This is a genomic window from Pseudoalteromonas translucida KMM 520 (assembly GCF_001465295.1).
GTDB lineage: Bacteria > Pseudomonadota > Gammaproteobacteria > Enterobacterales > Alteromonadaceae > Pseudoalteromonas > Pseudoalteromonas translucida.
In genome coordinates, this window is the sequence record NZ_CP011035.1 from 74667 (window position 1) to 88060 (window position 13394).

Below are 13394 nucleotides of genomic sequence, written 5' to 3' on the forward strand. Positions count from 1 at the left end.
ACCTTTTAGGAGTAAATTATGAATACCTTAGTTAACCAATATCAAACATTAAAAGTAGCGCAGCCCAATATTCGCAGTGTAGATGCCGCCGTACAACTTGGCACCACAGAAGCACAACTTATTGCTTCTCAAGTAGGGCAGCAAGCAATTAAATTAAATATTAATCAAATCGAAAACATTCTCAAAGGGTTAAAAAAACTAGAGCATGTAATGGCACTTACACGCAACGGCGTTGTAGTGAGTGAAATTAAAGGCTGCTACGAAAAACTGTATACCTCACAGCGTAATAATAAAAAAATGGGGATAGCAATTAACCCAGGAGGCATAGATTTAAGGTTGTTTTTATCGCAATGGGCCAGTGTATTTGCTGTTAAGTTAAATAACATTGTGAGCATTCAGTGCTTTGATAAACATGGCCGAGCCGTTCATAAAATATTTAATACCGATAAAACTAATTTAACCGCGTATCAGGCACTAATTAATAAATATAGCGACCCAGAGCAAAGCACTACATTAATGGTCGAGCCAATCAAAACCCCAGAGCTTGAGACCACACCGCAAGAAAATATAAATGTAGCAGGCTTTTTAACCGCATGGGAAAACTTGCAAGATGTGCATCATTTTCCGGCATTATTAACCCAGTTTAAAGTAGGCAGAATACAAGCACTTGAACTTGCACAGCCCAATTGGGCACAAGAAATACCAACCGCAAGCTTACCGTTAATATTTAGTACGTTAAAAGAGCAGCAAAGCGAGATAATGATTTTTGTAAATAACAACGCCGCGGTGCAAATATACTCAGGAACACTCAATAACTTAAAGCAAGTAGGCCCTTGGTATAACGTACTTGATGAAGACTTTAATTTACATATTAAAAGTGAAGATTTAGCGCGTGCTTTTGTCGTTAAAAAGCCAACAGATAACGGTAATACTGTTGTGTACTCAATAGAGTTTTTTGATGAGAGCAGCAACACAGTTATGACCTTATTTGGCCGCAGGATTGAAGGTAAAGAGCAACCGAAGCAGTGGATAGCACTGTGTAATAAATTGAGCGACAGTTATAAAAGTTAACTTGATAAAACACATTTCTAATTATTGTCTACCTATAGGTAGGCAATAATTAACCGGAACTCTGGTTAAGAGATTTACTAACGTTTTGAATTATAATTAGATTTAAATTTATTTTCTTTAGCCATAAGTTTTCAGTGAAAACAAGGCGAATTTACGCGTCAATAACTGCTTGAGATAGGTTTATTATTCGGAGCTTAGGTTAATTAGTACTGCACATTATTAAAGTTGGTTAGATTCTTGGTTTTAAAGCAGGTAGTATAAAATGTATTGAATATATTATGCATGCAAGTTGTACGTGAGGTATAAACAGGGTGTTTCACAAATTATTACCAACATTAAACCTCAGGTTTCTTATACTATTACTTGTTTTGCTTGCCTCTATTTGCACCTTAGTAAGTAGTATGCTACTTATCAAGTGCAAAAAGAGCAGTTAATCAACTACACGTTACACAGTAATTACGCTTATGCTAATAAGCTTGCTTCAGCAACAGATAGCTTTCTTGAACATTTGCAGGGTGCATTCTCGTCGGCTTTAGCTACGAGTTAAGCCCTGCGGTTTTAGTGGTTGTGTTTTGCTACAGCTTTACTCTATTTTACAGCTAGTTCAGAGGGTGGCTTACGCTGCGAGCGAACACGTCACAGCGGTATTTTGCAACGAATGCTAGGTGTACTTGGTTCTTATAAACGCAGTTCCTGCCAGTTCTCCATTCGTGCATATTAAACTCATGATTGTTTTTTGTATAGCGCTATAATATTCTGTGTTTAGTGACTGTTCAAGGCATTTAATTAATGGCAATTCGTGGCTTTAATATCGAAATAACTGACAAAATGAGTAGTAAAGCAGCTACTCATTTTGCGCGGTGGATCGGTGGATCGAATGTCATGCGTAATCAGAAAATTGAGGAAAGCCTCGAACTTATCCGAGCCGACAAAGGCTCGGATATTGATCAGAAGTATGCAGGTATTAAGGCTAAACCTGAGCTTTCCTTCTTAAAAGAAATACCACCACAAATACTTCGAAACGCTGCAAGTATGTTATTTAGTGATATTAATGCGTGCCGAAGTGGGCTTCGGAAGTTTCCTAAGCCCAAAGGGCGTAATCGCAAGCGTAGCTGTGTAGTAACAAAGGAAATGTTCATCCTTGAGCCGCTAAACGAAGGTCGGGCACTTCTGACATTCTACGAGAAGGCTTCGAAGAAGCCCGCACGTATGTTTTCTATAAAGCTCGACTACGAACCCGACCAGCTCGCAAAGCAGTTCCGTATATCGCGCCAAGGTAGACGCTTCTACCTCTCAGGGTCGTATAACGACGGTGTTGAGTCTGCAACGAATGAGGAACTGTTGAAAGGCTTTGTTGCACAAAGCCTCAGTGATGACGAATTACTATCCCAAATCACAGGTATCGACCGTGGCGTTAAGCTGCCTATTGCAACAAGCGACGGTTTGCGCAAAGCCTATAGCCCTGAGACGACTGAAAGGCTAAAGCGATTAGTGCAAAAGAAGGCTCGGTATCAGCGTATTTTGGCGCGTAAAAAGCGCCAAAACAATAACAAAAACACTAGACGTGTTGAGTCTAATGAGCAGCAAAAGCTAGCAGATAAGATAGCTAACTTCGACGCCAAGACTGCGCGAATTAGGCACGACTTTTTGCACCAGACCTCGAAAGAGGTCGTGCTTTCGGCGAAGTCTATAATCGCTTTGGAAGACTTAAAACTCAAAAACATGACCAAGCGTGCTAAACCAAAGCGCGGCAAGCATGGCCGTGGCTATGCGCGTAACAACGCGAATGCCAAGAGCAGTTTAAATCGCTCATTATTAAATGTCGCTTTAGGAAAGCTTGGTGACTTCATCAAGTATAAAGCGAACGACTACGGGAAGGCCGTAGTCGAAGTGAGCCCCGCAGGCACGTCGCAGACGTGCCATATGTGCGGTGAAAAAAATACGATAAGACCTCAGCAAGATACATTAATTTGTTTAAATGGCTGCGGAACTTTTCATGCGGACGACAATGCCAGCATTGTCGTAGCGCAACGAGCTGTACCTTACATACAAGAGTCTACGTTTGCCGAGAAAGCAAAAACTCGTAAGAAAACAGCAGTACGTAAAAAGGCGGTAACACCGCCGTTGGGGAGCGAACTGGCCTCAACTGAAAAATCAGGGGAGTTAGAGACTGCATCAACTGATGTGTCCCTTGTGTGCTCACGCACGCAAGCTGACGTAAGACCGTCATCGACGGCAAGCCTTGTACAAAGAAACTCTCTTACAACAATGGACGCCAGTGTTACTGGCGTCTTGGAAACTCGATAGTTTTAGCTACGAGTAGTTCATAGTCAGCAATTAAGAACAGCAATGTTAAAAGGCGAAAGTATTTTACAGCTGCAAATAGGGCAGCTACGCCACGATGCACAAACAGATCCTCTAACAGGGCTTCATAATCGCAGAAGCTTAAAAGTATGGCTTGATAAATTAATTCAAGAACAAACGTTATTTACCATTTTAGAAATAGACATCGACTTTTTTAAACGCGTAAATGACACATATGGCCATGACAAAGGCGATGAAACACTCAAAGCATTAACCGTGCTTATTCAAAGTATTGCTCGCAAAGACGATATTGTTGCGCGCATTGGCGGCGAAGAGTTTATACTTGTGATACCTAATCAAAACAGTGAAGGTGCATTTTAAATAGCTGAAAGGCTGCGCCTTGTTGTTGAGTCGTCGCATATAGATACAGTTGGTTATATAACCATATCAATAGGTATTGCTAGTTACCCAGAGCACGGCACTAATATTGAGCAAGTATTTAAAAAAGCCGATAACGCACTTTACTATGCAAAAGAGCATGGTCGTAACCGTAGCGTTATTGCTAATTTAATAGAGTAACTGAAAGGCCCTTAACTAATCTAAACAAGGTTTAATATTTTAAAATTATTTAAATAATGAACTTGACACAAATTAAAACTTCTATATAGTAAGCCGCAGCTAGAAAGAAAGCATGTAATCTATAAATCTCCATTTCGATGTTGTATAAGTAATACTTGTAGTACCGTCCTGAAGTTTTTAAAGTACCATCTCATTTTTTGCTACACCCGCTCATATGAGCATATTTTTATTTTTATATCAGGATATTACAATGTCAAACATCGTATCAGGTACAGTTAAGTGGTTTAACGAGTCTAAAGGTTTTGGTTTCATCGAGCAAGAAAACGGCCCAGACGTTTTCGCACATTTCTCAGCAATCAAAAGCGAAGGTTTCAAAACTTTAGCTGAAGGCCAACGTGTAGAGTTCACTCTTTCACAAGGTCAAAAAGGTCCACAAGCTGATAACATCACAGCTGTATAATTTTACTTTTTAAGTAAAATGAAAAAAAGCGCTTAAGGCGCTTTTTTTGTGCCTAAAATTTGGTATTCCTCGGTAACTTCCCCTTTAGTATTGTATTTCAATGCATTAAATTTAACTGCCAAACTCCGTATCGATTTTGTGAATGCAATTTTATATAAAAGGTGTCAGGCTCCAAGCTTTAGGCTTTAGGCTTTAGGCTCTAGGTTTCAGGCTTTATATCTCGGGAACAATTTGCGAAGCTCAATGTGTATAGCTTTAGCCGTAAATGCAAAAAGGGCTGCGAAAGTAGGCGGGAGTTTACCTCGCGCTTTTTGCTGTGTTTTTGATGCTGGGTATAAACTTACCCTGGGCGAGTAGCTTGTTGCCTGCCGCACGCTCGTAGTACGAAAAACGTATTTGTAAAAGGTGATAAGATCACAAAGTAGTGATTTAAACCCTATAGATTAGATACCAGTATGAGGTAAAAACAGGTTTTATATTTCAGGTTTATATTTAAGGTTTTAGGCGTCAAGTGTTTGATGCAAGCTCAATAAAGTAACTAAGCAAACTCAATGTTTAGCTTTGGCTGTAAATACGAAAAGGGACAGCACTCAGGCTTGAGCTGCCTGCCAGTTAACTATCAATTATCAACTTCTTAATTATTAGCGAGCAGTTATAATCCCACCCAAGTTAATGGTTATGGAAGCCACAGGGAGTTTACCTCGCACGCTTTTTACTGCTTTATATTGCGCTTATGGCAGGGGACTGGTGTTGATCTGTGGTGAATACCATTTTAGTGTTTAAAGGTGGTGGTTGGCAGGTGGTTCTTTATTTTATTATATGATTCAAAGGTTAGCCTTTAAGCTCATTATAAACCTATTTATAAGCCTATTTATAAGCCCAAACGATAAAAGGGCCTTGCGGCCCTTGATGAAGTATCGTTCAAGTCAGATAGAGCTTTAACCCCTTAAAGCACTATCTTATTGTTTTGCAACAGTGGTTCATCTCATTAAGTTTCTAAGCTAGCGAGAGGAAAAATCCAGCAATTGCGGCGCTCATAAGGTTAGCCATAGATCCTGCTAACACTGCTCTGAGCCCTAAGCGAGCGATATCCTTTCGCCGACTAGGCGCCATACCGCCTAATCCACCTAGTAAAATGGCTATCGATGATAAGTTAGCAAAGCCACACAGTGCAAAAGTAACAATTGCTTGTGTGTGCGCACTTAACGTATCGCGATAATTTATAAAGTCTAAGTAAGCAACAAATTCATTCACTACTAACTTTTGACCAATAAAGCTACCGGCTAGTATTGCTTCATTCCATGGCACACCAAGTAACCATGCAACAGGCGCAAATACATAACCTAAAATTTCTTGCAGCGTTAATGTCGGGTAGTCAAACCAGCCGCCAATACCGCCTAATAAACCGTTCAACAATGCAATTAATGCTACAAAAGCAAGTAGCATTGCACCTACGTTTAGTGCCAAGTGCATACCACTTGCAGCACCCGATGCAGCTGCATCAATAACGTTAACGGGCTTTTCATCATCTAAATCTAAGTCAGCTAAATTGTCTTTAGGCGTTTCGGTTTCTGGCACAATCATTTTGGCCATTAAAAAGCCGCCAGGAGCCGCCATAAAGCTAGCTGCTATTAAATACTTAAGGTCAATACCAATAATTACGTAACCGGCCATAACAGAGCCTGCTACCGTTGCTAAACCACCTACCATTACGGCAAATAATTCCGATTTGGTCATAGTGGCAATAAAAGGTTTAACAATTAACGGCGCTTCTGTTTGACCAACAAAAATATTAGCAGTGGCCGATAGCGATTCAGTACGTGAGGTTTTTAACAGCTTTTGCAAGCCGCCACCTAAAATCTTAATAACCCACGCCATAATGCCTAAATGATATAACACGGCCACTAACGCAGAGAAAAACACAATTACCGGCAGTACTTGAATAGCAAAAATAAACCCTAATGTATCTTGCGATGCTAAAGGTCCAAACAAAAAGCTTATACCGTCGTTAGCAAAACCAATAACCGATGAAACAGCGGAAGATACACTTGCTAATGCATTTTTACCTGCATCAAAAAATAATACAAAACCACCAATAATTACTTGCATCGCAAATGCGATACCTACCGTTCTAAGCTTTATAGCTTTGCGATTAGTTGACGCCGCAAATGCAATAGCTAGCAGCACAAACATGCCAACTACGCTCATAAAAGTTGTCATACAAATGTTTCCCGTTACTATTCTTGAAGAATATGTTTGATTTTACTTTTTATTATATCAATCGCAACGCGATTCATGCCGCCTCGAGTGACAACTAGATCTGCATTATGCTTTGACGGTTCTATAAATTGATAAAACATCGGTCTAACAGTTGCTTGGTATTGTTCAACAACAGATTGTAATGTTCTGCCCCTTTGCTCCATATCGCGTTGCATTCTACGCATTAAGCAAATGTCTAAGGGAGTGTCTATAAACACCTTAATATCAAATTCTTTATTAAGCGCTTTATCGCTAAGTAGTAAAATACCTTCTACGATTAATATTTTAGCTGCAGTTACATACCGCGTTGTTTCGCTGCGAGTATGTTGTGCATAATCATAAATAGGTACTTCTACAGCGTGGCCGTTACGAAGTTGTGTTAAATGCTCATGCATTAACTTATATTCAAATGCATCAGGATGGTCGTAGTTAGTTTGCGTACGATGTGCAAACGGTAAATGCGACTGATCCTTGTAATAAGCATCTTCTTCGATAATGGCGATAGCGCCTGGTTCAAGTTCATTAACCAATTCATTGTAAATTGTTTGGCTAAAAAGAGATTTGCCCGACGCTGATGCGCCAGCAATGGCTATAATAGTTCGTGTCACTAAAGTTCTCACCCACACAGGAAGATATATTGTTGGTAGATCACAATAGCAAAAAAGACACGATTAATCTCTTTTGCTTCGCTTAAGGACGTAAATTTATAATGTTTAGGTTATATGAAACAGGACTTATGTCCTGTGCGTAAAAATCGAAGAGCAGATAAAGTAACCATATTGAATAACGGGAGGTCACAATGGCAAGAGCAATTATCCTAATGGCAGACAGTTTAGGTATTGGCGCAGCACCAGATGCAGATAAGTTTGGTGATATTGGCGCAAATACTTTAGCACATCTGCTAAAAGCATATTATGACGAAACAGGCACAGCATTATCGCTACCAAACTTATCAAAGTTAGGGTTAATTGATGCCTGCGAAGCGGCCGGTAAAGAGCCTTGTTTAGTGTCAAATCGTTCAACATCGAAAGGTGCATGGGGATACGCTAAAGAGCTTTCGAGCGGTAAAGATACGCCATCAGGCCATTGGGAAATGGCGGGAGTACCCGTTTTATTTGATTGGGGTTACTTTCCTAAAACTCAGCCAAGCTTCCCACAAGAATTTATTGACGAGCTTATTGCTCGCACCGGTATTCCTGGCATATTAGGCAACTGCCATGCATCAGGAACCACTATTTTAGAGCAGCTAGGTGAAGAGCACGTTAAAACAGGTAAACCTATCTGTTACACCTCAGCTGACAGCGTGTTTCAAATAGCCGCGCATGAAGAGTCATTCGGCCTAGAAAAGCTTTATCAGGTTTGCGAAACTGCACGGTCGCTACTTGATGAAATGAATATAGGGCGAGTGATTGCGCGGCCATTTTTGGGTTCAAATAATCAAGATTTTGCCCGCACCAGCAATCGCCGTGACTACTCGGTATTACCGCCAGCTCCTACATTGCTAGACGTACTGGCAAAAGACGGTGGCGAAGTAATAAGCATTGGCAAAATTTCAGATATATACGCGCATCAAGGTATTACCCAAAAGCATAAAGCACCAGGGTTAATAAACTTGCTGAAAAAAACCAACGAATTAATGCAAAGTGCGCCCGATCACAGCTTAATATTTACTAACTTGGTCGACTTTGACGAAATGTTTGGTCATCGTCGTAATCCTGTTGGGTATGCAAAAGCGTTAAAAGAGTTTGACGATTACTTGCCAACTATATTAAACGCACTAAAAGCCGATGATTTACTAATTATTACTGCCGATCATGGCTGCGATCCAACCTTTCCAGGTTCTGAGCACACCCGTGAATACGTACCAGTAATTGCTTACCAACCGGGTATGACCGACACCCCACTTGGTGAGCGCAATAGCTTTGCAGACATAGGTCAAACCTTAGCACAATGGTTTAACTTACCTGCGCTTGAATACGGTGATGGCTTTATAGATAAGCTAACTACATCTAAATAAAAAGGAAAGATTAATGAGTACTCCGCATATCAATGCAAACGTAGGTGATTTCGCCGAAACAGTATTAATGCCAGGCGATCCGCTACGCGCAAAATATATAGCTGAAAACTTTTTAGATGACGCAAAACAAGTAACCAGTGTACGTAACATGCTTGGCTTTACGGGCACTTACAAAGGTAAGCCTGTAAGCATTATGGGATCGGGTATGGGCATTCCATCAATGTCTTTGTATGCGCGTGAGCTAATTGTTACTTTTGGGGTTAAAAACCTGATTCGTATTGGCACGTGTGGCGGTATTGGTAGCGACGTTAAAATACGCGATGTTATTTTTGCACAAGGTGCATGCACCGACTCAAACGTAAATCGTGCCCGTGTACGCGGTACAGATTTTGCTGCAATTGCTGACTTTGACCTGCTTTTAAACGGCGTAAATACTGCAAAAGATCTTGGTATTAAAGCAAAAGTGGGCAACGTATTTACTACCGATACATTTTATCAAGCCGACGACACTTTTTATAAAGATTTAGATAAATTAGGTGTGCTTGCAGTTGATATGGAAACAGCCGGTTTATATGGTGTTGCAGCCGAATATGGCGCAAAAGCAATGGCATTATTCACTGTAAGTGATCATGTGATCACTGGCGAAGCAACTCCAGCAGACGAGCGTCAAAGCACATTTAACGAAATGGTTAAAATTGCCTTAGAGTCTATCTAAGTAATTAACTATTTTAGTAAAACAGTTCCTTGGTAACGTATTCACTAAATTTTGGAGACACGCCCAAAGTGAAGTGAGACTAAACCCCAAAGCCGCATTTTTGCGGCTTTTTTTATGCTTAAACTTTAGCTTTTAACGTGAGTAAGCTCTGCATCTAAAAATTAAGTTTAAACCAGACATCATTTTGCAGCCAAGCAGCTTGCAGGCGTACTACGCTAAAACCTGTTTGTATACTTTCACCCCTTCTGCTCTTTGTGCAAAAACATCTAAGCCCATTTATTCACAAAGAGGGTATGAGACGCTGCGCCTTTAGAGGAATAACAAAGCCAAGAACAATGTATTTTATGTCTACTTATTTACTCTCATTGTCTTCTCTTTGTGCAAATTGTGTTGGCGGGGCTGTATGTATGCCGCGCACTTTAAATTAAATTCTGTTCATAATAAGGTTAGGACGCTGCGCTTTGAGTGGGTGAAAAGAGCTGGGGGTTGTGTGAAAAATAAATATAGCTCTACTCATTTATTCCCTATTTTTATTCGTAAAATTTGGCAGCTAATTACTCTATAAGTATTTGTTACTTAGTGTTAAGGTTTAAGCTATAAAAACGCATATTTAAAGTCAGTAACCTTAATACTTTATAGCCGATAATATAGGAGCTAACTATGTCTAATTGGGTTGATGCAACAGTAAAAACAATTACTTGGTGGACAGACTCGTTATTTAGCATAACGGTAAATGCCGACGTTGAGCCATTTAAAGCGGGGCAGTTTACTAAGCTATCTATAATGGATGGCGATAAGCGTATTGCACGGGCTTACTCCTACGTTAATGCCCCCGATGACCCCAATTTAGAGTTTTACCTAATAAACGTAGTTGACGGTTTACTCTCATCGCATTTAGCCAAGCTACAACCAGGCGATAATGTATTAATAGAGCGCCGTGCTACAGGCTTTTTTACCCTTGACGAAATACCCGCCAGCGAACAGTTATGGATGCTAAGTACAGGCACCGCTTTGGGGCCGTTTTTATCCATGCTACAACAGAGTGAAGTATGGCAAAAGTATCAGCATATAAACCTAGTGCATGGCGTGCGTTTAAATGACGATTTAAGCTATCAGGAGCTTATAAACACGCTACTTGAAGCTCATCCTACCCAGTTAAATTACATTCCAGTAGTGAGTCGTGAGCAAGCGGAAGTAGGGCTACATGGACGAATAACGGATATGATTGCGAATAAGCAATTATTTTCGCACGTTGGGCTAAATGCAACGCCCGAAAACGCACAGTTTATGATTTGTGGTAATCCGCAAATGGTAAAAGACACCACAGAGTTACTCATAAAGCAAAATTACCAACGCAATCGGCGTAGAACCCCCGGCCACATAACGGTTGAGCAATATTGGTAGTTAGGCGTGTTTATTTTGCCCGTTTGAACGTATAGCCGGGTGTTTGGTTTTTAGGTAAATAAGCACCTATTTAGTGTGGTTACTCCCTTAAATGGGCAATAACCATGCTAAATGCCAAACATGCCCTAGTACTAAACAGATAATCACTACCCCAAAACCGCAAAATTTGCTATGTTGCGCCCTAACAGTATTTCGTGCTCATTTTAGGAAAACTATGAAACCTTTACCTATCGTTTTTGCTTTTATATTTATTGGTGCCGCGGCACTTGTTTACGCAACAGAGCAAGAAACCAACACAACGGCGCAAAGCATTGCAGAGCAAGCTAAGCCTGTAATTGAAAAAGAGCAGCAAGCTGCCGACGAGTCAAAACAACAAGCTACAGATAGGCTCAATACCCTTGAGCATAAAGAGGCAGTATTAACAAAACCAGTTGTTGATCCTAACAAAGTAGACGACTCAAAAGTACTTGGCACCGAAACCCCTAAGCCAGTTGAAAAAATTAAAAATAAAGAGGAAAAAGCGGCTGCTATTGCCAAAGCTGAGCAAGCAGTAACGCAAGCAAAAGAAGCCTTAACTCAAAAACAGCAAACAAAAGCCAAACAATCGCGCGAATCATTAGCTGTGGTTGAACAATTAGTTAAAGCGTATAACGCCCGTAATATTGAAGAGTTTATTAGGGTTTATGCCGAAGACGTTGAGTTTTATATTTTTCCTAACGAGCTGCTATTTAAAGGCAAAGAAAAACTAATAGCCCGTTATGGCTTAATGTTTAAAAAGCTAAAATGCATTCATTCATCACCAATTAAACGCATAGTACATGGCGATATAGTAATTGATCATGAATTATCAGAAACCTGCTCAGTAGATGAAAACGTAATAGACAAACGCTCAGAGCTTATTTCAAGCTATCAAGTTAAAGATGGTAAAATAATTCGTGTGTTATTTTTTCGATAACTCACAACTAGGTAAGTAAGTATCAAGATGCAGTTAAACGACGAGAAAAAAATTCGCCTAGAGTATCGGGTAGAGCCAGGCTGTTTAGGCCCACAAGGGCTAAGCTACATAGAAGATTTTTGTCGCTATGCTAATAAGCATATTAAATCGCCATATTATGCGCAATTTTTATTTACCCCTCGTTACGACAAACAAAAAAGTGAACGTCAATACAGCGTAAATAGCCGCAACTTATCGCAAGTTCAGGCCAAGCTGTATTTCGATCACTTTCAAATAAATATAGAAGAGTTTGAAGAGCAGCTCGACGAGCTGCTCAGTAAAGCAATAGATCTGTACTTTAAACGCTAGTCGCACTCAAAATATCGTTAAAGCTTTCGTTGTCGTGAAGGCTAGCAAACGCACTCTCGTGTAGTAGTTCATTGCGTAAGTTAGGTGAGTAATCTAACGCCATTTTTATATCGGCTAACGCATCGGCATGCTCATGAATTAACGCATAAGCACACGCACGTTGCCAATAAGCATAGCCATAATCGCTGTCTATCTCTATTGCTTGGTTACACAGCTCAATAGCTTGAGCTGTATCGTTAATTTCTAGCAGCGCATCGGCTTTATAAGCAATGGCTTCTACGTCTTCGGGTTTACGTTTTAAAATTTCGTCAAAAATTTCAATTTTGTTAGCAAAATCACTTTCTAAATTAGCCCGCATCCACAGCGAATGAACTTCATTAGTGACCGAAATCCGCTCTTGGTTACTGAGTATTTCTTCAGAGCGAACGCGTAGTTTTTCTTCAAGAATTTTTAAGCGATCTTCATACTCATCGGTAATAACGCTTACTCGGGTATTTACTATGTCTTCTACTTTATTTTTAACATCGCGCAGCGAGTTCCAACCCACTAATACTAAAATTGACGCGGTAGCAGTAATAATAAAAAATACATTGTTAATAGTATCAGTAGTATAAGTAATTGCACGGTCGGCGGTATCTAGCTGGGCATGAGTAACTTGTTTAGTTACATCCTCACGTAGTTTTTGCTGATCTTGACGCACAGCTCTAAGCTCATCAAGAATATAGCGCTCCATTAGCGGCTTATACATAGGAGCTGCTAGCCCATCAACAGCTTGGTTTTGTTGCTGCTCGCTGGGAGCCGAAAAAGGGTCATCTTCAGCAGCAATGATCGCTGTAGAATTAAAAGTTACGCAAATAAACAATAGTAATAAAAAGTAACGCATAGTACGCCTAATAAATAAAATCAATAAATCGCTAAGGCAACTTTAACATGCACAGATTCAGGGTACTAGAGGAGGTTGGTGTTTCGTTAAACACTTTATAGCGCTAGTTAGGTAATTAACACCAGTTTGCAGCTATTAGATATTTTTAGACGCTATTGATAAAAATTAGGCAAAAAAAACCAGCTCAAGGTGAGCTGGCAAAAACTACTTAAAACAACATAATGTCAAAGGGAAAAACAATAAGTTAGATTGCATAATAACGGTATTTAGCTGAACATTTACTTAACTTAATTCAACTATTTAAAAAATTTGTTGAAAAAATAAAGGTGTAAAAATAAGCTATCACACCTTTATTTTGGTCACATGGTGAAGGAAAAGTATATTTAATAAAAACAACTT

At 39.9% G+C, this 13394-nt stretch carries 11 protein-coding genes and 1 pseudogene; 9 read left to right on the top strand and 3 right to left on the bottom strand.

Annotated features, from left to right (window positions below; genetic code table 11):
- The first annotated feature begins 18 nt into the window (after positions 1-18).
- From PTRA_RS15960 to PTRA_RS15975, 4 genes and pseudogenes are all read left to right on the top strand, one after another.
- Positions 19-1071, top strand: coding sequence for a hemin-degrading factor (locus PTRA_RS15960; RefSeq protein ID WP_058374675.1), 1053 nt, complete (start codon positions 19-21; stop codon positions 1069-1071).
- Positions 1072-1860: 789 nt separating this feature from the next.
- On the top strand, positions 1861-3378 hold the full coding sequence (locus PTRA_RS15965; RefSeq protein ID WP_058374676.1) for an RNA-guided endonuclease InsQ/TnpB family protein: 1518 nt from the start codon (positions 1861-1863) through the stop codon (positions 3376-3378).
- Between the two features lie 42 nt (positions 3379-3420).
- Positions 3421-3954 (top strand): annotated as a pseudogene (locus tag PTRA_RS18960) (GGDEF domain-containing protein).
- A 250-nt stretch (positions 3955-4204) separates the two neighbouring features.
- Positions 4205-4414, top strand: coding sequence for a cold-shock protein (locus PTRA_RS15975; RefSeq protein WP_002959120.1), 210 nt, complete (start codon positions 4205-4207; stop codon positions 4412-4414).
- A gap of 996 nt (positions 4415-5410) precedes the next feature.
- Here the strand turns inward: PTRA_RS15975 and PTRA_RS15980 are convergent.
- Together PTRA_RS15980 and udk are read right to left on the bottom strand one after the other, a co-directional pair.
- The gene (locus PTRA_RS15980; RefSeq protein WP_058374678.1) at positions 5411-6634 is read right to left on the bottom strand and encodes a NupC/NupG family nucleoside CNT transporter; all 1224 of its coding nucleotides are present in this window, start codon (positions 6632-6634) and stop codon (positions 5411-5413) included.
- A 17-nt stretch (positions 6635-6651) separates the two neighbouring features.
- Entirely contained in the window at positions 6652-7281 is a 630-nt protein-coding gene (udk, locus tag PTRA_RS15985) for a uridine kinase (RefSeq protein ID WP_011329721.1), read from the bottom strand.
- A 191-nt stretch (positions 7282-7472) separates the two neighbouring features.
- Here udk and PTRA_RS15990 point away from each other — a divergent pair, with 191 nt between their 5' ends.
- The 5 genes from PTRA_RS15990 to PTRA_RS16010 all read left to right on the top strand — a co-directional run bounded on the left by PTRA_RS15990 (position 7473) and on the right by PTRA_RS16010 (position 12112).
- A complete protein-coding gene (locus PTRA_RS15990; RefSeq protein WP_058374679.1) occupies positions 7473-8690 on the top strand; it encodes a phosphopentomutase in 1218 nt (405 codons plus the stop codon).
- 13 nt (positions 8691-8703) lie between these two features.
- Positions 8704-9405, top strand: a complete 702-nt coding sequence (gene deoD, locus PTRA_RS15995; RefSeq protein ID WP_058374680.1) for a purine-nucleoside phosphorylase — start codon at positions 8704-8706, stop codon at positions 9403-9405.
- A 660-nt stretch (positions 9406-10065) separates the two neighbouring features.
- Entirely contained in the window at positions 10066-10809 is a 744-nt protein-coding gene (locus PTRA_RS16000; protein WP_058374681.1) for a ferredoxin--NADP reductase, read from the top strand.
- A 214-nt stretch (positions 10810-11023) separates the two neighbouring features.
- Positions 11024-11764: a nuclear transport factor 2 family protein gene (locus tag PTRA_RS16005; RefSeq protein WP_058374682.1), complete on the top strand. Its 741-nt coding sequence runs from the start codon at positions 11024-11026 to the stop codon at positions 11762-11764.
- 27 nt (positions 11765-11791) lie between these two features.
- Complete coding sequence (locus tag PTRA_RS16010) at positions 11792-12112, top strand: hypothetical protein (RefSeq protein WP_058374683.1); 321 nt, start codon at positions 11792-11794, stop codon at positions 12110-12112.
- Here PTRA_RS16010 and PTRA_RS16015 read toward each other — a convergent pair.
- Positions 12102-12995, bottom strand: a complete 894-nt coding sequence (locus PTRA_RS16015) for a tetratricopeptide repeat protein (RefSeq protein ID WP_058374684.1) — start codon at positions 12993-12995, stop codon at positions 12102-12104. The genes PTRA_RS16010 and PTRA_RS16015 overlap by 11 nt on opposite strands.
- Positions 12996-13394 lie beyond the last annotated feature (399 nt).

What these genes read in the sequence shown, in the direction of transcription:
- PTRA_RS15990 (WP_058374679.1), top strand. Translation starts at nt 7,473, where the DNA reads ATGGCAAGAGCAATTATCCTAATGGCAGACAGTTTAGGTATTGGCGCA.
- deoD (WP_058374680.1), top strand. Translation starts at nt 8,704, where the DNA reads ATGAGTACTCCGCATATCAATGCAAACGTAGGTGATTTCGCCGAAACA.
- PTRA_RS15980 (WP_058374678.1), bottom strand. Translation starts at nt 6,634, where the DNA reads ATGACAACTTTTATGAGCGTAGTTGGCATGTTTGTGCTGCTAGCTATT.
- PTRA_RS16010 (WP_058374683.1), top strand. Translation starts at nt 11,792, where the DNA reads ATGCAGTTAAACGACGAGAAAAAAATTCGCCTAGAGTATCGGGTAGAG.
- PTRA_RS15965 (WP_058374676.1), top strand. Translation starts at nt 1,861, where the DNA reads ATGGCAATTCGTGGCTTTAATATCGAAATAACTGACAAAATGAGTAGT.
- PTRA_RS15975 (WP_002959120.1), top strand. Translation starts at nt 4,205, where the DNA reads ATGTCAAACATCGTATCAGGTACAGTTAAGTGGTTTAACGAGTCTAAA.
- PTRA_RS15960 (WP_058374675.1), top strand. Translation starts at nt 19, where the DNA reads ATGAATACCTTAGTTAACCAATATCAAACATTAAAAGTAGCGCAGCCC.
- PTRA_RS16000 (WP_058374681.1), top strand. Translation starts at nt 10,066, where the DNA reads ATGTCTAATTGGGTTGATGCAACAGTAAAAACAATTACTTGGTGGACA.
- PTRA_RS16015 (WP_058374684.1), bottom strand. Translation starts at nt 12,995, where the DNA reads ATGCGTTACTTTTTATTACTATTGTTTATTTGCGTAACTTTTAATTCT.
- PTRA_RS16005 (WP_058374682.1), top strand. Translation starts at nt 11,024, where the DNA reads ATGAAACCTTTACCTATCGTTTTTGCTTTTATATTTATTGGTGCCGCG.